Source organism: Pseudomonadota bacterium (assembly GCA_018817425.1).
Classification (GTDB): Bacteria; Desulfobacterota; Desulfobacteria; order Desulfobacterales; family RPRI01; genus RPRI01.
On sequence record JAHITX010000011.1, the window covers coordinates 92774 to 115370 of the forward strand.

The following is a 22597-nucleotide window of genomic DNA, read 5'->3' on the forward strand; positions in this document are numbered from 1 at the left end:
AAATAAAATATGTCATCAATTATTAAAATGAATTTTTTGATCTCTTTTATTTTTTAATAAACCCATCTTTCGAATTTTACTTTTAAGTGTATTAGGGTTTATATTAAGAAGTTCAGCTGCCCCTCCAGGCCCGTTTATCTTGCCTCCTGTTATTTTTATTGCTTTCTGAATGTGTAACGATATGATTTCTTCTAATTCCATAGGTTCTGTTTTGTTTAACGACGATGTAAGCTTTTCTAAGTCAAATTGTGGAAAAATGGTTTTAGCTATTTCTTTTAAGTGCATAATAGTTTTGCCTTCCGCATCATTTATTTTACTATAAATCGGAATCGGCTGACGAAACGCTCCTGATTCTGATTTTTGGAAAATAGTATCTTCAAACATAAGTGGACCTGAAATATTTTGTCCCTGGGATTGAATTAAGATCCGTTCAACAATGTTTTCCAGTTCGCGCACATTGCCGGGCCAGTTATAAGTTTTTAGCTGATCAATAACTTCCTTGTCAATGTTCGGTGGAGAGGTTATGTTTTTTTCAATAGATTTTCGATTTATAAAGTAGTAAACAAGTTCCGGAATATCTCCTTGTCTTTCTCGTAAGGGTGGAATTTTGATGGGATACACATTCAGCCTGAACCAAAGGTCTTCTCTGAACTGTTTAGAAATTACCATATTCTTTAAATCCCTGTTTGTAGAAGCAATAACTCTTACATCTATTGGTACCGGCATTGTGCCGCCGACACGTTCTATCTGCTTATCCTGTAGTACCCGCAGAAGTCTTACCTGCGCTTCTTGCGGAAGCTCTCCGATTTCATCCAGCAGTATGGTTCCTTTATCAGCCCGCTCAAATCTGCCACGCTTTTGAAATAATGCCCCTGTAAAAGCACCTTTTTCATGTCCGAAAAGCTCGCTGTCAATAAGAGTTCCAGGTATTGCGCCACAATTGACCTTGATAAACGGCTGATTCTTCCGGGGCGAAGAATAATGAATAGCATTGGCAATTACTTCCTTGCCGACTCCGGTTTCACCAAGCAAAAGCACTGGAATATTCACAGAAGCTACCTGATTGACCATATCAAAAACCTGCTTCAGCCCTGTATTCTTTCCTATAATTTCGTCACCTGAAATACGAAGCATTTCCTGATAAAGAAACCTGTTGTCATCAGCAAGTATTTCTTTTAGTTTTAAGACCTCTTCATGCCTAAGAGCATTTGACATGGCGATTGCAAAGGGGTCGTGCAGCATAGACAAAAGTCTGGCGTGTTCACTTTCGTATTGATCCGGTCCAATTAAATATGTCACAAGTGCAAAATACCTATTATCTTTTAATTTCAATCTCATGGTCATGATTGACATGTCGGGTCTATCGAGCAAACTAATTACTTTCAGGGTAGGTGGAAACATCTCAGGCTTGTTGATTATTGAAACACCATCAAGATTTGCCCATTGGTTTTCAACCTCGGATCGAACTTCGGAAGGCAAAGAAAGAATCCGATCCATCTTTTCTATCTTATAGCGGCTTACCTGGGCAAGTGTTTCTATGGCAGGCATGCCAGGCTCACCCAGCACAAGATTCATTCCGGTTAATGGTATAAATTGTTCCAAATATTCCAGCGCTTTCCACATAGCGGTTTCTATATCCAGGCTTCCGCATATTCTCATTGTTGCCTGACGGAAAAATTCGTTTGCATCTATATCCATAAAATTCACCCCTATTGTTGGCTAAATAAGAATTTAAATAACACCCTATGCGTTCATATGTAAACATGTTTGTTTATATTTAACCACATGAAATATTGATTATAGCTATAAACATCTGATTATATGTTATATTATATTATTGGCATGATTTAAGCATATATATTTAGATTCAAAATGAGTATTTGATACAAATAAATAAAAACGATGGAGGCAAAAATGAACAAAGATTATGATTGGAGAGTAGGAAAAAAGCCACTCGATAAACCTGAAGATGCTGAACCGATCCAGCCGGTAGACCCACCGGCAAAATGGGATCAGGAAGCCGATATAGTAGTAGTCGGATCTGGAGGAGGAGGCCTTGCAGGCTCTCTAAAAGCCAACTCGGAGGGATACTCCGTGATTCTTTTGGAGAAATTGAAATTTACCGGCGGGACATCCCAATACGCCGGCGCCTTTTACGCTTACAACAGCAGAATACAGAAAAAAGAAGGGATAGAATGGGATGTAAATGAAGTTGCCATGGGAAGCCTTTTTGAGACGGGTTACACAGGCAACATCCATTTGTTTCGTAACATGATACAAAAGAGTGGTGAAGTCGTAGATTGGATAGAAGATCAGGGTTTTAAATGGGAGAACGAGAGAGCAGGATATCCCGCAGTCACCTCCAAAGGCGGCCACGAGAGATTATGTTATATTCCGATGACAGACCTTATGAACTTTCTGACCGAAAAGTGCAAGGAAAAGGGCGTGAAATTTCACACCAACACTCAGGTAGCCGCATTGGTGAGAGATAATGGCAGAATTGTGGGGGTGAAAGCTACCAATCCGGAGGGAACCACCATCTTCATAAAAGCAAAAAAAGCCGTACTTATGTCGGCCGGCGGTATGCAGCACAATCGAAGTTTGCTTAAGCAATATGCACCCTCAGTCTATAAAGGTGTCGGCAGTGTATCGATGTCTCTGCCGTCAAATACCGGAGAATGTTTCAGGATGGGGCTTGGAGCAGGAGCTGATGTGGCGGGATTTGACTCATGTACCTGCTTTGAGGGGGGGATAGACCTCATGGAAAAAGGCGGCCCGTGGTTTAGATATTTATACTCCGGAGATGTTCAGTTATCGAGGGCCCCGTGGCTGCACCTAAACAAAGCGTGCGAAAGATTTATGATGATGGACAACAACTTAGGCCAATACATGTTAAGGCCGCCCGCCATGGGTGCGCAACCCGGGGGAAGGGCCTATGTGATTTTCGATAACAAGTACGAAGAAAATATTTGGAAGATCCAGGATGATGTCCCATTGGGGCTGTCATGCAAACGCCCCATCACGTCGGATATCCCTGGCTTGAATACAGTTACCAGAAATAATCTGCTTTGCCCGGATGATTGGCGGGAAGCTGTGAAAGAATCAATCGATTTGGGAGCAATAAGAGTAGCCGATACATTGGAGGAGTTAGCAGAAAAGTTAGGCCTGGATAAGTTTTTATTTAAAGAAGCCGTAGACAAATGGAATAAATATTGTGATGCCGGTGAAGATCCGGAATTTGATACACCTCCCCGGTATCTGATACCGATAAAGCACGCTCCCTTCTATGGGCTTAAAGCAGGCGGCAGTATGGGACCGGTCGGCTGTGGCTTAAGGACTAATCGTCACATGCAAGTATTGGATATGGATTCAAAGCCTATACCCGGGCTATACGCCGGATTTTTCACGGCCGGTGGAAGTATCGGACAGAGTAGAATGCCGATGGGTTTTGGTCTTCTCGGGGGTTGCAGCATGTCGACTACCTCCGGTTATACTGCCGTCGAACATGCTGTATCACAAAAGTAATATCGGAAGGAAAAACGATTATGAAGCTTGTAGATGGAAACGGCGGAACAATAATGCAAATAAAAACGTTGAAACGTGATGGCGAACGACTCGTCGTCCGGGGCATGGCGATGGGCGGCATGCCCATGACGGCCTTTGTGAGACCCGAGGCGTTGTGGGGCATATTCGATCTTCTCTCCTGGAATGTTGTCTGGTACATGCCCGTCATCCTTTGGAGAGGGCTGTGGCGGAGTCGAAGTCTTAAAAAAAAGAAATAGCCGACGGCATGTTCTGCTTTGCCTCGTATTGCATCAGCGCCGTCCCGTTTGCTCGATTGATAAAGGTTTGGCTTTTTTACATGGAAGACTTTGCAAGTGATTATGGAAGATCTTTATATCGATTTTAAAAAGGTGATTAAGTAAGAAGAAATAAGATCTTTTATAAAAAGGAACAAGTTTGGGATGGAAGGGCAATTTAACTATTTATTCACTCCGATAAAAATCGGAAACATGATCGTAAGAAATAGGATATATTTTGGCCCACATGGGAACATGCTGACAACAAACTATATCATAGACGATCGGTATGTGGAGTATCATAAGGCAAGAGCCAGAGGCGGCACCGGTTTACAGATTGCTGGAATGATGTCAGTAATGAAAAACAGCAGAGATCTGGCGGGCATTCAGGAGGTTTATGATGAGAAGGCCGTTCCTATGCTGAGAAAACTCGGTGAGGCTGTACATAGTGAGGGAGGGCGGATGCTTGTGCAATTAGTTCATGCGGGCAGAGAATCGGATATTGAGCTTAGCCGCCTCCCTACATGGGCTCCCTCCGCAATTCCTTCAACCGTCATGTTTCGTTTTATTCCCAAAGCTATGGAGATTGAAGATATCAAAGAAACGGTTAAGGCCTTTGCTCGCTCGGCATTGTTTGTCAAAGAAGCCGGTTTAGATGGTGCAGAAATTCATGGGGCCTCCGGTTATTTACTGCATGAGTTTATGTCACCGGCAGTAAATCAAAGAACAGACGAATATGGCGGGAGCCTGAAAAATCGTATGCGCTTTCCCCTTGAGGTAATAGACGAGATTCGCAAGGCCGTTGGAAATGATTTTGTAGTAGGTTACCGGCTTCCCGGCGATGATTTTCTGCAAGATGGAAATACGATTGATGACTATAAAGAAATAGCAAAACAACTAGAAGAGACCAGGCAAATTGATTTTATTCATATCGGAGGCCCCTTCTATGAAGGAATTCAAGGTATCGGTTGTGGTATGCAAACGCCTTTGGGACTCTATGTCCCTTATGCTTTGTCGTTCAAAGAAGCCGTTGATCTTCCTATATTAAATGATTTCAGGATTAATGATCCCGTTCAGGCGGAAAACATTCTGGCCAATGGTCAGGGTGATATGGTGGGAATGGTTCGAGGCCTTATAGCTGATCCCGAGCTTCCCAATAAAGCCAGAGAGGGAAGATTGGAAGAGATTCGTTACTGTATTGCCTGCGATCAGGGCTGTCTCGGAAGAGCTTCAAAAGGGAAAGCAATTACCTGTACCCAGAATGCTGTTGTTGGTTTTGAGAAGGAAATAGGCACATTAGAGCCAGCTAAGTTCAAAAAGAAAGTGGTAGTGGTAGGGGGTGGACCAGCAGGGATGGAGACGGCCAGGGTAGCCAGGATGAGAGGTCATGAGGTAGTACTTTATGAAAATCATAAGGAGCTGGGTGGACAGGTTAACATTGCTGTCAAAGCACCTGCCAGGAAAGAATTCGGTGGCATAAAAAGGTATCTGGCCAAGCAGATGGAAATACTTGGGGTAAAGGTTAATTTGGGAATTGAGGCAACGCCGGAGCTTATCGAGAGTGAACAGCCGGATGCGGTGGTGATTGCGACCGGTACAGTCCCCTTCCTGCCTCCTATCCCGGGAATTGATCAGAATAATGTGGTTACGGTAGAGGATGTATTGCTGGAAAAAGTAAAAGTTGGGCAGAGTGTTGTTGTAGTAGACGGCGGAGACGGTCATTGGCAGTGCTGCGCAACGGCAGAATATCTACTTGACCAGAACAAGTATGTGGAAATCATTACACCATTGCTTTTTGTGGGTATGGAATTGGCCGCGACAAGCGATTTGCTCAGTTTCTATTTCAGGGTACGGCCCAAGGGCTGTATTTTCACTCCCAATACGGAGCTAATAGGAATATCGGGAAATACACTGACGGTTCTCGATATTTATTCCAATGCGGTAAGAAAGATTGAGGGAGTGAATACGGTGGTTCTTGCTACAGGAAGCAGATCGAATAATCGTCTCTACTATGCCCTGAAAGGTAAGGTAAAGGAGTTGCATGCAGCGGGTGATTGTGTATCACCGCGCTTAGCTCTGGATGCCATCTATGACGGCTATAATCTGGGAAGAAAATTATAGCGATATAAATAAAGAAAACTAAAATGCATAGATTAGATAACAATGTCATTTATTACCGGCGGTGCAGGTGACATCGGAACTGCAACATCGCTAAGATTGGAAAGTGAGGGTGCCAAATCGTGCTTGCTTATATAGAGACTGTAAAAGTTATCTAATACCGTTTTTAATGGAAGGGTTGAGCATCGATTCTGATAATGTACATAATTGTTTTGTTTATTTAAGGATTGAGAACGACTAGTTCGCGGATACCCTGCCCCGCTTTTAGTGGGTCAGAGTATCTAACATCATAAAATATAAATGCAACCAATGAGGAAATTAGCCATGAAAATGCCTATGCAATCTTCAGCAAGCAGTGAAATAAATACTAATGTTGTAGTAATAGGCGGAGGTCATAATGGCCTTGTGGCATCATGTTATCTGGCAAAAGCCGGACATAATGTAGTAGTAGTTGAGGCGCAAAAAAATGTCGGAGGCATGACTGCCTCCGGCCCTTTTATCAAGTCAGCGCCGAAGCATATCATTCACCCGTGCGCAGTAGATGCTATCTTTATTCGCACATCCAGCATAATTGAGGACCTGGATTTGAGGAAGCATGGATTCATCACCGTAGATCCCAATCCTTCATACGCCTATCTTTCACCCGAAGGAGAGTCCATAGCATTCTGGAGTGATCCTTCAAAAACAGCAGATGAAATAAGGCGATATTCTCCATCGGATGCCAGGGCTTATCTTGAATTTGCCAATACACTTGAAGCACTTCTTGGTGTCGCCCTTCCCATGATGCGCTCCGATCCCCGAAGACCATCCATCAGAGAAGTTTTTCGTTCACTTCGTTCATTAACATCCCATCGTAAACGGCTCGGCGAGATAGGAGCTCTTGCCCTGGGTACGGCTGATCAGGCTGTGTGCGAACGTTTCGACCATCCTTTTGTTATTGCGGCTCTTTTGGGACTTGCCGGAGGCGCTGGCCCAATAGATGCTGATGGCAGCGGGCTTGCCCATATTATAGTTGCTCTTTTGCACCGGGTAGGAGTCGGCCGCCCGGTCGGAGGTATGCAATCACTGGCGGAATCTCTTAAAAAAAGGTTGTACGAAGGTGGGGGTTCTGTCCTGACCGGAACACCTGTTGAAGAAATACTTGTTACCAAAGGGCATGCAGAAGGTGTCCGCCTTGCCGATGGGCGTATAATTAAAGCGGATTCCGTGCTGGCAGCCTGTGACCCGCGTACAGCACTGGGTAGCCTGTTGCCTGATGGCGCCATAGACAGACGAATGAAGGCACGCGTCGATCATATTCCTGCAAATGCCCGAGGTGCTGCACCAATGAAAATCGATCTTGCTCTTAAGGGCCGTGTTCAAATTTCCAAACATCAGAAGCTCAGAAAAGACGGTGTCGATCTCAGGGTGCCTGCATTAATTATCGGAACAGCAGAAGAAATACGATCTTCCTTTGCAAACTCCATGCGGGGTGAGCTTACACCCGGTCTTTATTACTGGGCAGCTGTTCCAACAGCATGCGATCCGAGTCAGGCACCTGACGGGCAGGATGTTTTATATCTGTATCCGCCTGCTGTTCCGGCATATCCTGCTGAAGGCTGGCAATCTTTACGGAAAAAAGCGGAAAATATAATAATGTCTGAAGCTATGCTTTACTTTGACAACCTCGATTCACTTGAGATAGGGCGATGGGTTGAAACACCTAAAGATCTTTGTGAGCGGACAGGTGCTGTTAACGGATGTGTAACCCATGTTGATTTTGCTCTTCTTCGGTCGGGTCCATTAAGGCCGGCCTGGGGATTAGGCGGGTATGTAACTCCTGTGAAAGGACTTTTTTTAGGAGCTGCCGGTTCCCATCCGGGTGGAGCTGTTTCCGGTTTACCAGGTAAACTTGCCTCAGCGAGAGTCATCCGATACCTTGCCCGGTGTAGCCGTTAAGGTAAAATTTCAAAGACCTATGCCAACACTTTTATTCCTTATCTTTGACCGTTAACAAATGGAGGAGGGTAAAACTATGTTTAAAAAGATTCTTGTTTCGAGCTTCCTTTTACTTCTAATTGTAATTTTTACGAAGTCAGTTTTTGCGGAAACGGAAAGGCCAAATGCTCTTAACAAGCAATCCGGCAAAACGATTGGTACAGTGGGTGATGTTAGCACCAGACAAGCGTCTCCTAAGTTTGACAATCCATCTTATATCTGGATTCAGGAAATTATAGTACCTATTATTTCCCTTATCATGCTTGCTTTTTTCATCACGCAGTCAGTTCGTGGCGGAGCTTTTACTTTCGGAGCGCTTTTATATATTTCCGCCACAACCATGTTCTGGCAGGAATGGTATGCGGATTGGGGTGCATATCTGCTCTTTAACCCTGCATTTTCTCTAATGCCTTGGGGCTCAACCCTTTGGACTGCACCGAACAAACCATGGGCGATCATACTGTCTTACGGCCCTTTTTTTGCTACTATATATCTGTTGATGCTTGCTCTGATCAATAAGTTTCACAAAAAATATCCAAACTTAGGAAAAAACCGCTGGATACTTGTTGTTGTGATACCAAGCTTTTATCTTTTTGATCTGCTTGTGGAAGGCTTTGCCGCAAGTCAAGGTTGGTGGTCCTACACGGATTACATAGGCCCTGCAATTGCAACGGATAGAGGCAACTTTCCTGTCGTGTATCCAATAGCACTTTTTGTTCTTTACGGGGTTATTACCACCTGGATATTGGGCATGCGCGGTCCGGATGAACGGGTCAGGTTCGAATCATGGTTTGGAGTTGATCATATTCAGGCAGGATTTGGGCGGGAACTGGCGCGTCTGGGAGTTTGGATATTAGTCATGAATGGGCTTTTCCTGTTGTTTAGCACCGGTCCGTTCGTTGCCGTACGTGCGCTGTTCGGACATGCAAGCACGCTTGTACCTTGACAATATCATAGGGAAGTCGAAATGAAAGAAAATATAAAGGAAAAGAACTCAGGATTATCCCGCAGAGAGTTTTTAAAGAATGCCGAAGTGGTGGTTGGCGGCGCAGTTTTAGGATCTGCGGCTTTTTTGAATTCAAGCACTGCCGGTAAGGCGATAGCGGGCACAGTTACATCTTCATCCGGAGATTGCCAACCCGTGGAGCCGGATGATGTCAAACCTATTCCTCCGATAGATCCACCTGCGATATGGGATAAACAGGCGGATATTGTTGTTGTTGGATTAGGGGGTGGTGTTATTGGTGCAGCAAAAGCTGCTCAGATGGGAAGCTCTGTTATTGCTTTAGAGAAAATGTCGGTTGTAGGCGGAACCACATGGCATGCTGGAGCCTTGTTTGCTTTTGGGGCTAAAAAGGTGCCGCCTATACCCGGCTTCCCACCTTTTGACCTGGAAAAAACTGTGCGTATGGCAGTGGAAAAATCGAATTATACTGTTAATGAAGCCTTGACTCGTGCAACTGTAATTAAATGCGGTGAAATGGTTGATTGGCTGGCTGATATAGGTGTGGAATGGATTATAAATCCGTTTGGTCCCATCTACTCACCTGCATTCAAAGGTGATGACAGAAACATAGGACACGCAGCAATGAGAGGAGCTTTAAATCCCGCTTATGCACTTATGCAAAAAAAAGGCGGGGATACACTGCTAAATACCAAAGTTGTTGCTTTGGTTATGGAAAAAGGCAGGGTAGTAGGTGTTAAAGCAGAAAAAATGCTGGAAGGAACTACCATATTTATAAAAGCTAATAAAGCTGTGATCCTTTCTGCAGGAGGTTTTTCGCACAATAAAAATATGCTTAAAAAATATGTTCCAACTGCCTATAATGGAGTCGGCAGCGTATCGATGGCTCTGCCTTCCAATACAGGAGAATGTATCAGAATGGGACAGGGTGCAGGTGCGGATTTGGCAGGTTATGATACCTTCACAGGTTTTGACGGAGGAATAGATTTCTCAGAAGTAAATGGACCATGGTTCAGATATTTATATTCCGGTGATATCCAATTGGCAAGGGGTGCCTGGCTTCATTTGAACAAGGCATGTGAAAGATTCATGAACATAAGCAGCTCTCCGATGCAATTTTTTAAAAGACCGGCGGCAATAATGGCTCAGCCCGGTCATAGGGCATATATAATTTTCGATAGTAATTACGAAATCAATATATGGAAGCAAAATCCTGTAGGTTGTAAGATACCTATAACCCCCGATTTACCCCTTATGAAAGAATGGCATATACCAAGGCTTTTTAGTAGAGACTGGCGGGTAGGAGTAAATGAATCTATTGCTATGGGAGCAATAAAAAGCTCGAATACCTATGAAGGCTTGGCTGCAAAATTAGGCTTGAATTCCGAAAGATTCAAAACAGCTGTTAATAAGTGGAATGGATATTGTAAAGCCGGAACAGATCCTGAATTTGGAGAAGATCCTCAGTCTTTGATACCTCTTCAAGATCCGCCGTTTTATGGAATAAAAATAGGTTGCTCTATGGGCTCAACCTCATGCGGCCTTCGTGTAAATCATAACATGCAGGTACTGGATATGAACCAGAACATTATTCCCGGGCTTTATGCCACATATTTTACAGCCGGCGGAGGAGCCGGAGAGGTCATATTTGATCATCCTGTTATATGGAGCGCCGCCGGGTCGATGACAACCTCTTACATGGCTTGTGAACACGCTGCAAAACAACATGGATAGCGGAATACTAACAAGTAAGAAGATATAAAAGTGAGGAGACTGTAATGAATGTTTCTGTTCCAGCTATGCCGGTGATGCCGGCACCGCCGCTAAGCGGTATAATTTTTTTGGTCGGCACTATATTTATTGTTGTGGTGTTGTTGCTGTGGTGGGCACTTTCAGCCGAGCGCAAACGAGGCCCGGTAATGCCGCTGGTTTTTCTTGGCGCTGCATTTTCCGCTATTCTGATCGAGCCTGTATTCGATAATACGCTGCTATACTGGTATCCGGTAGAAAACCCCCTCTCTGTTTTTTCCGCATATGGACGCACAATACCTTGGTTCGTACCTATCGGATATGCATGGTTTTTTGGTGGTGCTGCGTATTTGCTGATGCGCCGTTTTGAACGCGGCATAAATGTAGTGCAAGCTATGAAATATTTCTTTGCGCTGGTCCTTATTGATTGGCTTGCTGTGTCGATTTGCGAATGGTTTGATTTGAGTGCGTTCTATGGCAACCAACCGTTTCACTTTTTTGGTGCACCTATATGGTTTTCGTTTGCTGATGCCACTGGTGGCTTTGTACTTGGTGCGGCACTATATTGCTTGCTGCCGCATCTGTCAGGTGCACGCAAATTGCTGCTTCTTTTTGTACCGACATTTATATACGGCGGTGTGCTTGGTTCAACCACTGCTCCGGTCGCATTGGCACTAAATTCCGGCTGGTCTGAAGTTGTTGTATGGCTATGTGGTACTGGAACAATTGGCTTGTGTTGTCTGCTCGTTTTCGTCATCAGTAATATTCTGTCCAAGGTTTCCCAGCGCATTTAAGAGTGAAAGTTAAAGGTCAGAGTAAAATAGTTGTAAGTAAAAGTATCGAGGAATCAATTAAGGAGTAAAATTGATTTGAAAAAGATAATATTAGTTCTTGCAGTATTATTTATTTTGATATCGCTGGTTGCTGCATGTAATCGAAGAGCTGAAATAAATTCAACTGCATCACCTTTTGTATGGAACTCTAAAGCCCGTTGCGCTGATTGTCACACTAAAGAAGTAAAGTCAATGGCAGATAATAATAAGCTGGCATACAAACATGCCGCGGCTGGAAATGTCTGTTCGGATTGCCACAATGCAAAAGATCTGCAAAAGTCACATGGAAATATTGCTACTGCGTCGCCTGTTCCGGTACAGAAGTATTCTAGTACGATTTGTTTTAAGTGTCATGGGAGCTACGCAGATATTATTAAGCTCACAAAGGGCAAAACACGCTTAAACCCCCATGATTCGCATTATGGCGAGGTGGATTGCAATATTTGCCATAAGGCACATATTGCAAAATCTCCTGATGGGTTTTGTGTTTCCTGTCATGATACTATGAATTGAGTACAAATTTACAAACATCGAAGATAGCGGGTTAAAACGCGTCACAATATGAGGCTATCTCCGGCATTAAACAGCCCTTTTGTTGTTTCATGTCTTGCCTGACATTGCTTGCTATTTAATGCGATCCTCAAAAGGGCTGTTTAATGCCGGAGAGAAAGATAACTATAATAACCATAAACCTGGAGGGAGGAAAAGGAGAAATGAAACGAATGAAAATTTTAAAGTGTTTCGGATTGTCACTTTGTACGTTGTTTATTCTGCTTTTGTATGGCGGTACCGTTAAGGCTCTGGATTTGCCAAAGGTGATCGACAAGACTAACTGCAATCAATACAAAGACCTGCTCATTCCGGCTATGTACCGAGCTGTTGAAAGAGGTGACTTTGTTGTTACTCCGGGGAATATAAATTTCGAATACAAACTTCCTATCCGCTTCATCGCGGCAAGCGAAAAGAATGAAGGGAAATTCGATGTAAATCATGCGGGCGAATTGATCAGTAAAAGCACCGGGAAATTCCCCAAAAATATTTACAGTTTCCCTTTTCCTAATATTGATTTTAAAGATCCCAAGGCCGGGTTAGAGATCATATATAACTTCAAATTCACGGTAGATCGTTTTATGGCCTCAAGAGACAAAATCCGTATTATGTGGATAAATAATACAGGAGAGGAACGTTATTTAACTGGTCTGGACTCACGCCTTTATATGGTCGGCCGGCCGCCAGGTCAGGAAATAAGAAATCCTGATATGGTTGAGCAGTATGAATTTCAAAGAGTTTTGGAGCCGATGAGCACCAGAGGAACCAATACAATGGCAATCATTTATATAGGCGCAAAGGAAGATAGCAATTATGCTTATGTTCCTGCCATTCGAAGGATTCGGCAAACCGGCTCAACGACGAGGTCTGACCCCTATATGGGCTCTGATTCATGGATGGATATGAATTACATGTGGGGTGGTAAAACCAGCTCAATGAAATGGAAATATGTTGGCGAGAAGACAATTCTTGTCGGTTTCACCAGTCCTGATATGCTTCCGGCAAAGGAATTGCCGGATGGAAGGATGATCAGGCCATATCCCTATACCGGCACTCATCTCAAATTCGGCTATGAAGATCCAAACTGGAAGGGCGCATCCTGGGCGCCTCTTAATATTACCTATGTTCCAAGAAAAGTATGGATTGTAGAACAGATGCCTAAAGATCCGTATTATAACTGGGGAAAGCATTTAAACTATGTTGATCAGGAAACATATACCATATGGTACAAAGAGGTTTGGGAAAAATCCGGTGATTTCCGGACATGGGTAGTTAATTTGCTGCACTATAGTGAATCGCCAAGTGGTAATAATAACGCAGTAGATTTTGATTGCCAACTCTATATAGACGAAAAATATAGACATGCTACAAGTGTAAACAGATCAGCAGACCCGGAACAATTCTTATATATGCCTGCTTCAAAACTGGATGCCAGCTATTTTAGCGTGAATAATTTCTTAATGTTGTCTAAATAAAAACGCAGGGGCAACCGGATAATCGACCCTACAAACTAAAAATAAATGACTATTAAATAAATAAGGGAGTGAGTGTCACTAAACAACTATTATACAAAAAAGGAGACAAAAGTATATGAGTATTAAATTAGGAAAAATGAAAGGTGCTGGGCCCTATTATGCGAAATCACTGGATGAATTAAATGCCAGTTTATCATGGAGTCCCGAAGAGGAAAGAGAGATAGAGCGTTACTGCGAGAAGATTCACAAGAATATCTCGGAAGAAGAGATGACGCCTATGGAGCGTTTCAAAGCTACTATGGAAGGCAAGGAGAGAGACCGTCTGGTTGTTGAGACGTTTTTTCATCCCTCTTATGCAATGCGTACTTTAGACGGATTTGCCGATGCAGTCAAGTCCATCGATGCCTATTATTATCCCAAGTTGCTGGTTAAATCACATCTGGCTACCACAGCCCGCTATAAGATGGAAAGAATGTTTTGCGGGCCTATTTCTTATGGCGAAGAATTGTTCGGTTGTGATTCCATGTTCATTGAAAACGGCAATCCGGTGCATGAAGCAGACCCGCCGATAAAAACAATTGAAGATCTTGAAGGACTGGAAGCTCCTGATCCAACCAAACATGGCATGTTTGCCCAATATCTCTGGTTTTGCCAGGAAATGAGACGGATATTTGATAAGTATCAACTAAGCAACATTATGCCCATCGAAGGATCATTTTGTGAAGGGCCTGACGGCTTTGCATGCGCTCATATGACGGGCTACAATCAATATTTAAAATTTATGCGCAAGAATCCCGAACTCTGTAAAAAAGCGTCAAACTTAGCCTCCGACTGGCTGATAAAACTGGGTACGGCGGTAACAAATCTCGGAAAAGTTGATTACAGCTATATGTGCTCGGTTGTCGGGATGTACCCCATTAAAGGCTCAGAGTGGATTGCCGGTGAGTACGCAAGAATCGGCAAAGCAGTAAAAGCGGCAGTGAAAAAACCGATCTTACATGCTTGGGCCTTCAACGGGGCAATCGATTGGCTGGATGAAATGCTTAAAGCCGGAGCTTTGGGAGATGACAGCTTTGACGGTGTTATGTGTACTGGCGATATTAACGATTACAATATTGTAAATGATTTTCTGCAAAAAAATAACATGTATGGATGCTATGCTCCTTCAGACAAACTCCTGGTTAGCGGACCTATGTCCAAAATAGAGGAAGAGATAAAAGGAAGATGCGATGCCGCCAAAAAAATACCCAACAACAGATGCACGATAGGTTTGGGTGCTATTGATTATTATACAACCCCTGAACATTTAGACGCTAGTATAGCGGCATCTATGAAATTTGCTAAGATATAAGAAGCATAACTTTAAAAAGGAAAGATGAGAACTATGTCAAATAAAGCAGAAATTTTGGGGAAAATGAAAGACGCCGTCATTGATCTTGATGACGACTTATTGTTTGAGTTGATTGACGAGGGACTTAAGATAGATGTAGCCCCTCTTGATATGATTATGGAAGGTATGAACCCCGGTTTAAACATCATCGGCGAGGGGTTCGACACAGGCAAGCGCTTCATGAGCGATCTGGTTATTGCCGGGGACATGTTAAATGATGCTACCGACAAACTGCGCCCTTTGATTGAGGCAGGCGGCAAACCTATGGGTGAAACGTTGATAATCGGGACGGTAGAAGGAGACGTGCATTTTATCGGAAAGCGTATAGTGGGAGCCGTTTTTACTGCCAATGGCTACAATGTCGTTGATATCGGTGAGAACAAATCTGCAAAGGAATTTGCGGAAGCCGCAAAAAAACATAATGCAACTGTAGTAGGTGCTTCAGCTATTTTATCTCCTGTGAAAGCTTATTGTGGAAATATCAATAAAGCGCTTGTTGATGCAGGTGTCCGGGATAATTTGATTTACATAGTCGGTGGCTGGGCCTTTACTGATGAGCAAGCCGAAGAATACGGAGCCGATGCAGCGGGAACCAGCGCTATTGAAGCCATTAAAAAAGTTAAGATGTTAAAAGCGGGTGAAGTAGCATTGCTCAAGAACAGGTAGTAATTAAAGTGAATAAATGAATATTGAATAATTAATAATGAATATCGAAGGAAGATAAAAGATATAAGCAAACAACCCCCTTGCCCCCTTTGCTAAGGGGGAATATTTGAGTCGGTTTCCACTTAATAAATAAGTAATATCTGAGGTTCATAACCAGCACCAAATGATGAAGTAAGGCGGTACGATTCCCCCTTAAAAAAGGGGGATAAAGGGGGTTGTTTAAAATCCGCACAACACTTCATAAATCGAATTCTTTTGTTCGATATTCGATATTCAGTTTTTTTGAAAAGTATACATGAAGAGGTATTGATATATGGAAAACCTATGGGGTTATGAACTCGTATTTCCGGAAGATGTTTTATATTCCACTGAGTTGCTTTGGGTAAAGAAAGAGAATGGAAAGATACGTGCCGGTTTAAGCGATATAATAGTAAGATCGGCAAAGAAACTGGTAACCATTAAAATGACATGTGAAGCAGGTACTTCGATAAATAAGGGCGATGTGATCGGAACAGTTGAGACAAGTAAAGCCGTTAGAGAAATTATCGCCCCTGTTTCAGGCACGGTTACATCCGTCAATCCGTCAATATCCGGCGGTGATCCGGCTACCATAATGAAAGATCCTTATGGAGATGGTTGGCTTATTGAGATAGAAAAAACAGGAGATACCGATACACAGCTTCAAGACCTGATGAAAGGCGATGAGGAAGAAACAAAGGAATGGCTAGAGGAACAAGCGGATGATATTGTTCCCATGGCATAGGCGACGAATATTTAACTAGGAGTGATAAAGAAGTGTTGACATTTACTCAGGAACAAAAAACCTATACGATAGGTGATGTAACAATAGGCGGTCAACCGGGTGAAAATCCAACCGTACTTATGGGTAGTATTTTTTACCAGGGACATCGCATAGTAAGTGACACGGATAAGGGTATATTTGATAAACAAAAAGCCAAAGAACTGTTAGACAAAGAAGCGGAGATATCCTCAATTACGGGAAATCCACGTATAATTGACGTTATTGGCGATACCACTCCGGCCTTGATCAATTATCTCGAGTTTGTGGCTGCCAATTCCACCTCGCCTATATTGGTGGATTCGCCCATTGCAAAAGTTAGGATGGATGCCATCAGGCATTTTGCCAAAACAGAGGTATTGCCGAGACTGATATATAATTCAATCGAAGACCATCACAGCGAAGAAGAACTGGCTTGTATAAAGGAATGCGGGATCAAGACCGCAGTTATTTTAGCTTTTAATGTAAAATCCATCAGGCCCAAAAAAAGGATTAAGTTACTTGAGGAAAAACTTTTGGGAGCTGCCGAAAGAGCGGGTATTGAAAATATGCTCATTGATACCGGAGTGCTTGATATCCCAAGCATAAGCTGGTCAAGCCAGGCCATTTGGGAAATCAAGAACAAGCTGGGCTATCCGGGCGGTTGTGCACCTGCCAATGCATTGTACCAGTGGAAGAAGAAAAAGGCAAAAGCCAGTCCTGAATTTGAGGTATGCGGAACTTCAAGTTATTTATTGCCCATCAGTTGGGGTGGAAATTTTATTCTTTACGGCCCGATAGCAAATGCTTCCTGGGTTTATCCTGCCTGCGCGACTATGGATGCCATGATTGCCTATGGCGAGCAGGCAAAGGGAATAAATATTAAAAAAGAACACCCGCTGTACCGCATCTTTTAACATGAAAAGATATAACATCAGAGCCGGAATCACATATATGAGCATGCTTGAATTATTATGCCCAACTCAAGGGAATTTTTATTCATACAAGAAATATGTGATGAAAAGGTTGTTCCAAGATTAAAATTGCTTGCTGAAGCAGTATATGAACAGGATTGTAAAGTTCTTGCACAGCTTGTCCATTATGACAGACGGATATAGAGATTTCAAGGCAGGCATCCTGGGCGCCGTCTCCTTTGGCATATCAGCAGGATTAGCGAAAAATCCGGCCTGGATGGTGTTGAACTCCACGGTGGCTCAGGTTATTTAATTGAGGAACTCATATCTCCATATAGCAATAAAAGAATTGATGAATACGGCGGCTGTATCAGATACCTCAACAAACAGATGGAAAGACTGGGTGTAAAGGTAAATCTTGGGATAGAAGCAACGCCGGAAATTCCTTCTCTGCCCGGTTACGGTCAGGATAATGTTGTCAGCGTATAGGATGTGTTACAGGAAAAAGCTGAAATCGGAGAAAAAGCACTTGTTGTAGATGACGGGAAGGGTCACTGGGAGGGCTGCAGTTGGTGAATGTTTAACTCCTCGCAAGGCAATTGATGCGATTTTTGATGGATACAATGTCGGAAGACATTTTATAGTATTTTTGTTCATGTCATTACTAAAATTATTAGCTTACTTTACTTCCGGCAAAGCCGGAGGACGTATATGTGAACCGCTCAATTCGGTAATATCTACGACCTCTCCTTTTAGATAGTTGAGCGGTTCACATTCTTACTTATGGGCAGCCTTACAGAACCGTTGGTTTACCTATAGACAATTAAGATAATGGATAATAAATATATATATCAAACATCAGTTTTAAATAATAGCATTTCATCAACCCCGTCCTATTGCCAATAGAGAAATGATAGAAAACGCATATGAAACAATAGATCGGGTTTTGGGCAGGATATGAAAACCCCGCACTATAAAAAATGATAGTAGGGTGGCATTTTATATGCCGCTGCCAGCTTAATTCCTTTGAGGTCTTTTTGCTTAAGTAAAAAAGGTATTGAATAGAGGTAATTTCAAAAGTCTTGGATCAATCGTAATATTAAAAAATATAGACCAAAAAAACGAATATATTATTGATGATATCAAGAAAGTGTTCTATTATCTTCTTGTTGATTTCCCTAAACCAAGAAAGGAACGATAATATGAACACTCTCTTTGATATTGGGAATACCATCCGAATGCAACTTTTTCCATGTTTAGAGCAAGAACTTGATCCACTTTCTGATAAGGAGCTGGAATTTGTTCAAGTTATTCCCTTGCACGATTTGCCAAGCCATATGAAGAAATTCCGCTGGCGAGGGTTCGGACGAAAGAAAAAAAACCGCATCAACATGGCAAAAGCCTTTGTGGATGGTAATTCGCATGTAAAATACCATCCAGCGCAACGTTCTCTCGATCCTTTACAGAGTTTACAACATACAGTCTGCCACAAAAAATTTACGAAGCAATGATTATAAAACATTGTAGCCAAAGGTTGTCGGCCACATACGCCGTGATGCCACCGCTATAGAAGCACGTGAAAAACCAATGCAAGAAGAAACATCCAAAACAGTACCCAAAACTAAAGGCAAGCGGGGGATATCCCCTTAAAGATGAAGTTCTTTCTCCCAAACCACCGAAGCGCGTAGAACTCCAATCTATAAGAGATCCGGAAGAGAACTTAAAGGACTTGCCGAACCACTGTAATGTTTGCGCCAAAAATCAGGATTTTGGTGCCTCTAAAAGCTCTTTTATTGTTTTTTGAGAATTTAGCATCTTTAGCTTGATAAAAATTCGTGCCCGGAACTTCTTTCATAGATAGATTCGGAGAGTTTTGAAATTAGCTCTATACAGTGACAATATGACTTTTGTGTTGTCGGCAGGTTATTAAAAATTTCTGTATTCGGATTAAACCAATACAAATATTCTAAATACAGAAGCGAATATTCTAAATACAGAAATATATACATATGTATTCATATAACACTTTGATATAAATAATATTTAATGTTGGCACGATTTGAGCAAACAATTATTACAAATTATGATAGCTTTGCATAAAATATTATTAAAATATACCTAAGTATAGAGTTTCATAAATGCGGTTACGTATTTGTCATTTCGAACAAAGTGAGAAATCTTGATGGGATGAGAGCCTGTAAAAGATATCTCCCGATGGTCGATATGACACCAAAATTATGAAATTGAGTACTTAGCAAAAAAACAAAACCATAATTAAAGGAAGAATGATTGCAATGAAAGATTATGGAATTCAATTGACCAAGGAAGAAGAAGCACAAGTCGATGATATTTGTGCCAAGATCAGAGAACGGGTGAAAAAGGAATCCATTACACCTCGCCAGCGTTTTGAAGCTGTTTACAGAGGGGAAACACCTGACCGCATTCCAATTCAGGTATGCGCCCTTGGTTTGCACGCAGCCTCTAATTATGGTGTAACACCTGGAGATTTATACAGTAAACCCAAAGTATCACTTTTAGCCTACCTTACACATCTCGAAAGATTTGGATACGACACTCCTTCCACTTTCCGTTTCAGCGCCGGTGAGGAGGAGTTTGGACAGGAAATAGCACATACGGATTCGGCCGTGCCGTTTGGTATTAAGGGAGTAGTGGAAACAGCAAATGATCTAGGCAAGGTAAAATTGCCAAATGTTTACAAGGACGGTTCACTACCATGGCAGCTCTGGATGATCAGTGTTCTAAAGGAAAAACTTGGCGATATCATGCCTATCCACGGATTTACAGTTATTCCGGGTGCGGTTGGACCGGTTATAATGCCTATGGATAAACTGTTATTGGCGCTTCGCAAGGATCCGGTTCTGGCACACTGTCTGGCTGCTTTGCTGATGAAGTTTGTTATTGATTACGGCACAGCCTTGTTTGAGGCAGGCGCCGATATGCTGAATATTGTTGGTATTGATGATCAGGTTTCATATGCAATGCACAGGCAATTCGAATTTCCTTATGTCTGCGGTTTGCTTAAGTCCCTTCCGGGGCCCTGCTTTATAAATGGTGCCGGTGACTGGTCTCATGTTATTGAGTCATATGCCCAGGCAGGAATACATGGATTTTTCCTGCACAGCGGTCAACCTACACCTCTTGATAAGATTAATGAAGTGGCAGATAAATATAATTGTACAGTACGTTATGGCGTTAGCGCCAATACGCTGGTACACGGGCCTGCTGAAAAGATCCGTGAGGAGGTAAAAAGCGTAATTAAACAGGGATGGCGAGGAGGCCGCTTTGTGTTGACCACAGACACATTGGATATAAATACTCCGACTGAAAACCTGGATGTCTTTATGGAAGCAGCCAGAGAGTATGGTAAACTTCCCTTAAAGGTTTAAGAATACCAACATGGATGAGCTGATTGATCGGATCAAACACAAAAAGTATGCGGCGAAGCGATTGTATGCAAAATATGATAGCTCTGCACAAAATATTATAAAAATTTATAACTTAAGAAAAAAAAATACACCCATAATGAAAGTTTGAAAAAGGAGGAATGATTGCAATGAAAGATTATGGAATTCAATTGACCAAGGAAGAAGAAGCACAAGTCGATGATATTTGTGCCAAGATCAGAGAGCGGGTGAAAAAGGAATCCATGACGCCCCGCCAGCGTTTTGAAGCTGTTTACAGAGGGGAAACACCTGACCGCATTCCAATTCAGGTATGCGCTCTTGGTTTGCACGCAGCCTCCAATTATGGTGTAACACCTGGAGATTTATACAATGACCCGAAAATATCACTCATGGCATATCTTACACATCTCGAAAGATTTGGATACGACACTCCTTCAGCTTTCCGTTTCAGTACCGGTGAAAAGGAGTTTGGGCAGGAAATAGCTCATACAGATTCGGCCGTGCCGTTTGGTATCAAGGGTATAGTGGAAACAGCAAGTGATCTGGGCAAGCTGAAAATGCCAAATGTGATGACAGACGGCTCATTGCCATGGCAGCTATGGATGCTAAGTGTTCTAAAGGAAAAACTTGGCGATATCATGCCTATCCATGGATTTACGGTAATTCCCGGTGCAGTTGGTCCGGTTATAATGCCTATGGATAAACTTTTACTTGCGCTTCGTAAGGACCCTGTTCTGGCTCACTCTCTGGCAGCCATACTTATGAACTTTGTTATAGATTACGGTACAGCAATGTATGAGGCAGGTGCTGATATGCTGCATATTGTTGGAATTGATGATCAGGTATCATATGCTATGCACAGGAAATTTGAATTTCCTTATGTTTGCGGATTGGTTAAATCATTGCCGTGCCCTGTCTTTATAATTGGCGCAGGTGACTGGTCACATGTTATTGAGTCATATGCCCAGGCAGGAGTACAAGGATTTTATCTCCACAGTGGCCAACCTACACCTCTTGATAAGATTAATGAAGTGGCAGACAAATATAATTGTACAGTACGCTATGGCGTAAGTTCCAACACACTTGTACATGGACCGGCAGAAAAGATTCGTGAGGAAGTAAAAAACGTAATTAAACAGGGATGGCGGGGCGGTCGTTTTGTATTGACCACAGACACATTGGATATCAATACTCCGACTGAAAACCTGGATGTTTTTATGGAAGCAGCTTTAGAGTATGGTAAACTTCCATTAAAAATTTAACAACTTTTACAGAAGCTGATTGAAAGGAGATATTATGACACAAGAAGCAATTCTCGAATCTCTCAGGCAGGCCATCCTTGATGGAGATGCAGAGCAGACACAAAAAGTATGCGGTAACGCTTTGGAAGCAAAAGTTGAAACCTCAGCTATTCTCCAGGAAGGCATGACTAAAGCCATGAAATTGGTCGGTGCAAAATGGGACGCAAAAGAATTTTTTCTGCCTGAAGTACTAGCTGCCGCCGATGCAATGAAAAGCGCTATTGAATTTATGAAACCACACTTGCAGGGAAAGGATGGCGGAGGAGCAATTGGAACTGCTGTTATCGGGACAGTCAAAGGCGACGTTCACAATATCGGCAAGAATCTGGTGGCATTATTTATGGAATTGGGCGGGTTTAATGTTTTTAATCTTGGCGAAGATGTTTCTGCCGAGAAATTTGTTCAGACCGCTCTTGAAAACAATGCAGATGTTATTGGTTCATCAGCATTTGTATCAACAGTTGCCACTGAAATGGCCCGGATTGAAGAGGGCCTTAAGGAAGCAGGAATCAGGGACAAAGTCTTTACACTGGTTGGCGGAGCAGTTCTGGACCCTGAGTGGGCAGTAAAAATCGGAGCCGATGCTTACGGCAAAGATGCCTTGCATGCTACACAGCTTGCCCAGGAGTTTGTCAGCAAAAAAAGGGGATAAGGAAAG

The 22597-nt window shown here is 42.7% G+C and carries 21 protein-coding genes; 20 read left to right on the top strand and 1 reads right to left on the bottom strand.

Translation table 11 applies throughout. The features are described from left to right. Nucleotides 1-15: 15 nt before the first annotated feature. On the bottom strand, nt 16-1698 hold the full coding sequence (locus KKC46_02760) for a sigma 54-interacting transcriptional regulator (GenBank protein ID MBU1052734.1): 1683 nt from the start codon (nt 1696-1698) through the stop codon (nt 16-18). 216 nt (nt 1699-1914) lie between these two features. Between KKC46_02760 and KKC46_02765 the strand changes: the two genes are divergently transcribed. From KKC46_02765 to KKC46_02860, 20 genes are all read left to right on the top strand, one after another. Beyond that, complete coding sequence (locus KKC46_02765; GenBank protein MBU1052735.1) at nt 1915-3525, top strand: FAD-dependent oxidoreductase; 1611 nt, start codon at nt 1915-1917, stop codon at nt 3523-3525. A 20-nt stretch (nt 3526-3545) separates the two neighbouring features. Beyond that, nucleotides 3546-3782 carry a hypothetical protein gene (locus KKC46_02770; GenBank protein ID MBU1052736.1) on the top strand — a complete coding sequence of 79 codons (237 nt, stop codon included), beginning with the start codon at nt 3546-3548 and terminating at the stop codon, nt 3780-3782. Between the two features lie 183 nt (nt 3783-3965). Continuing rightward, nucleotides 3966-5921 carry an FAD-dependent oxidoreductase gene (locus KKC46_02775; protein ID MBU1052737.1) on the top strand — a complete coding sequence of 652 codons (1956 nt, stop codon included), beginning with the start codon at nt 3966-3968 and terminating at the stop codon, nt 5919-5921. Between the two features lie 321 nt (nt 5922-6242). Continuing rightward, a complete protein-coding gene (locus KKC46_02780; GenBank protein MBU1052738.1) occupies nt 6243-7856 on the top strand; it encodes an NAD(P)/FAD-dependent oxidoreductase in 1614 nt (537 codons plus the stop codon). Nucleotides 7857-7932: 76 nt separating this feature from the next. Then, nucleotides 7933-8841 carry a spirocyclase AveC family protein gene (locus KKC46_02785; GenBank protein ID MBU1052739.1) on the top strand — a complete coding sequence of 303 codons (909 nt, stop codon included), beginning with the start codon at nt 7933-7935 and terminating at the stop codon, nt 8839-8841. 21 nt (nt 8842-8862) lie between these two features. Next, nucleotides 8863-10593 (top strand): FAD-binding protein, encoded by a 1731-nt coding sequence (locus tag KKC46_02790; protein MBU1052740.1) that lies wholly within the window; start codon nt 8863-8865, stop codon nt 10591-10593. Between the two features lie 44 nt (nt 10594-10637). Then, nucleotides 10638-11402, top strand: coding sequence for a hypothetical protein (locus KKC46_02795; GenBank protein ID MBU1052741.1), 765 nt, complete (start codon nt 10638-10640; stop codon nt 11400-11402). 75 nt (nt 11403-11477) lie between these two features. Next, complete coding sequence (locus KKC46_02800) at nt 11478-11954, top strand: cytochrome c3 family protein (protein ID MBU1052742.1); 477 nt, start codon at nt 11478-11480, stop codon at nt 11952-11954. A gap of 200 nt (nt 11955-12154) precedes the next feature. Then, on the top strand, nt 12155-13465 hold the full coding sequence (locus tag KKC46_02805) for a DUF1329 domain-containing protein (GenBank protein ID MBU1052743.1): 1311 nt from the start codon (nt 12155-12157) through the stop codon (nt 13463-13465). Nucleotides 13466-13580: 115 nt separating this feature from the next. Beyond that, the gene (locus tag KKC46_02810) at nt 13581-14816 is read left to right on the top strand and encodes a hypothetical protein (GenBank protein ID MBU1052744.1); all 1236 of its coding nucleotides are present in this window, start codon (nt 13581-13583) and stop codon (nt 14814-14816) included. A 33-nt stretch (nt 14817-14849) separates the two neighbouring features. Continuing rightward, nucleotides 14850-15521, top strand: coding sequence for a cobalamin-dependent protein (locus tag KKC46_02815; protein ID MBU1052745.1), 672 nt, complete (start codon nt 14850-14852; stop codon nt 15519-15521). Nucleotides 15522-15834: 313 nt separating this feature from the next. Beyond that, nucleotides 15835-16284 (top strand): glycine cleavage system protein H, encoded by a 450-nt coding sequence (locus KKC46_02820; protein ID MBU1052746.1) that lies wholly within the window; start codon nt 15835-15837, stop codon nt 16282-16284. 32 nt (nt 16285-16316) lie between these two features. Then, a complete protein-coding gene (locus KKC46_02825; GenBank protein MBU1052747.1) occupies nt 16317-17216 on the top strand; it encodes a tetrahydromethanopterin S-methyltransferase subunit H in 900 nt (299 codons plus the stop codon). A gap of 57 nt (nt 17217-17273) precedes the next feature. Further along, nucleotides 17274-17417 (top strand): hypothetical protein, encoded by a 144-nt coding sequence (locus KKC46_02830; GenBank protein MBU1052748.1) that lies wholly within the window; start codon nt 17274-17276, stop codon nt 17415-17417. A gap of 42 nt (nt 17418-17459) precedes the next feature. After that, entirely contained in the window at nt 17460-17702 is a 243-nt protein-coding gene (locus tag KKC46_02835; GenBank protein ID MBU1052749.1) for a hypothetical protein, read from the top strand. A 713-nt stretch (nt 17703-18415) separates the two neighbouring features. Beyond that, nucleotides 18416-18724, top strand: coding sequence for a hypothetical protein (locus KKC46_02840; GenBank protein MBU1052750.1), 309 nt, complete (start codon nt 18416-18418; stop codon nt 18722-18724). Between the two features lie 65 nt (nt 18725-18789). Further along, nucleotides 18790-19017 (top strand): hypothetical protein, encoded by a 228-nt coding sequence (locus tag KKC46_02845; protein ID MBU1052751.1) that lies wholly within the window; start codon nt 18790-18792, stop codon nt 19015-19017. 490 nt (nt 19018-19507) lie between these two features. Next, nucleotides 19508-20620, top strand: a complete 1113-nt coding sequence (locus tag KKC46_02850) for a hypothetical protein (GenBank protein ID MBU1052752.1) — start codon at nt 19508-19510, stop codon at nt 20618-20620. Between the two features lie 167 nt (nt 20621-20787). Further along, nucleotides 20788-21900 (top strand): hypothetical protein, encoded by a 1113-nt coding sequence (locus tag KKC46_02855; GenBank protein MBU1052753.1) that lies wholly within the window; start codon nt 20788-20790, stop codon nt 21898-21900. A gap of 34 nt (nt 21901-21934) precedes the next feature. Beyond that, on the top strand, nt 21935-22591 hold the full coding sequence (locus tag KKC46_02860; GenBank protein ID MBU1052754.1) for a corrinoid protein: 657 nt from the start codon (nt 21935-21937) through the stop codon (nt 22589-22591). The last annotated feature ends 6 nt before the right edge of the window (nt 22592-22597 follow it).

Excerpts from the sequence above, each read along its gene's own strand:
- KKC46_02830 (MBU1052748.1), top strand. The coding sequence starts at position 17,274 with ATGCCCAACTCAAGGGAATTTTTATTCATACAAGAAATATGTGATGAA.
- KKC46_02785 (MBU1052739.1), top strand. The coding sequence starts at position 7,933 with ATGTTTAAAAAGATTCTTGTTTCGAGCTTCCTTTTACTTCTAATTGTA.
- KKC46_02840 (MBU1052750.1), top strand. The coding sequence starts at position 18,416 with ATGAACACTCTCTTTGATATTGGGAATACCATCCGAATGCAACTTTTT.
- KKC46_02770 (MBU1052736.1), top strand. The coding sequence starts at position 3,546 with ATGAAGCTTGTAGATGGAAACGGCGGAACAATAATGCAAATAAAAACG.
- KKC46_02855 (MBU1052753.1), top strand. The coding sequence starts at position 20,788 with ATGAAAGATTATGGAATTCAATTGACCAAGGAAGAAGAAGCACAAGTC.
- KKC46_02760 (MBU1052734.1), bottom strand. The coding sequence starts at position 1,698 with ATGGATATAGATGCAAACGAATTTTTCCGTCAGGCAACAATGAGAATA.
- KKC46_02820 (MBU1052746.1), top strand. The coding sequence starts at position 15,835 with ATGGAAAACCTATGGGGTTATGAACTCGTATTTCCGGAAGATGTTTTA.
- KKC46_02805 (MBU1052743.1), top strand. The coding sequence starts at position 12,155 with ATGAAACGAATGAAAATTTTAAAGTGTTTCGGATTGTCACTTTGTACG.
- KKC46_02765 (MBU1052735.1), top strand. The coding sequence starts at position 1,915 with ATGAACAAAGATTATGATTGGAGAGTAGGAAAAAAGCCACTCGATAAA.
- KKC46_02815 (MBU1052745.1), top strand. The coding sequence starts at position 14,850 with ATGTCAAATAAAGCAGAAATTTTGGGGAAAATGAAAGACGCCGTCATT.
- KKC46_02850 (MBU1052752.1), top strand. The coding sequence starts at position 19,508 with ATGAAAGATTATGGAATTCAATTGACCAAGGAAGAAGAAGCACAAGTC.
- KKC46_02775 (MBU1052737.1), top strand. The coding sequence starts at position 3,966 with ATGGAAGGGCAATTTAACTATTTATTCACTCCGATAAAAATCGGAAAC.
- KKC46_02810 (MBU1052744.1), top strand. The coding sequence starts at position 13,581 with ATGAGTATTAAATTAGGAAAAATGAAAGGTGCTGGGCCCTATTATGCG.
- KKC46_02780 (MBU1052738.1), top strand. The coding sequence starts at position 6,243 with ATGAAAATGCCTATGCAATCTTCAGCAAGCAGTGAAATAAATACTAAT.
- KKC46_02790 (MBU1052740.1), top strand. The coding sequence starts at position 8,863 with ATGAAAGAAAATATAAAGGAAAAGAACTCAGGATTATCCCGCAGAGAG.
- KKC46_02860 (MBU1052754.1), top strand. The coding sequence starts at position 21,935 with ATGACACAAGAAGCAATTCTCGAATCTCTCAGGCAGGCCATCCTTGAT.
- KKC46_02795 (MBU1052741.1), top strand. The coding sequence starts at position 10,638 with ATGAATGTTTCTGTTCCAGCTATGCCGGTGATGCCGGCACCGCCGCTA.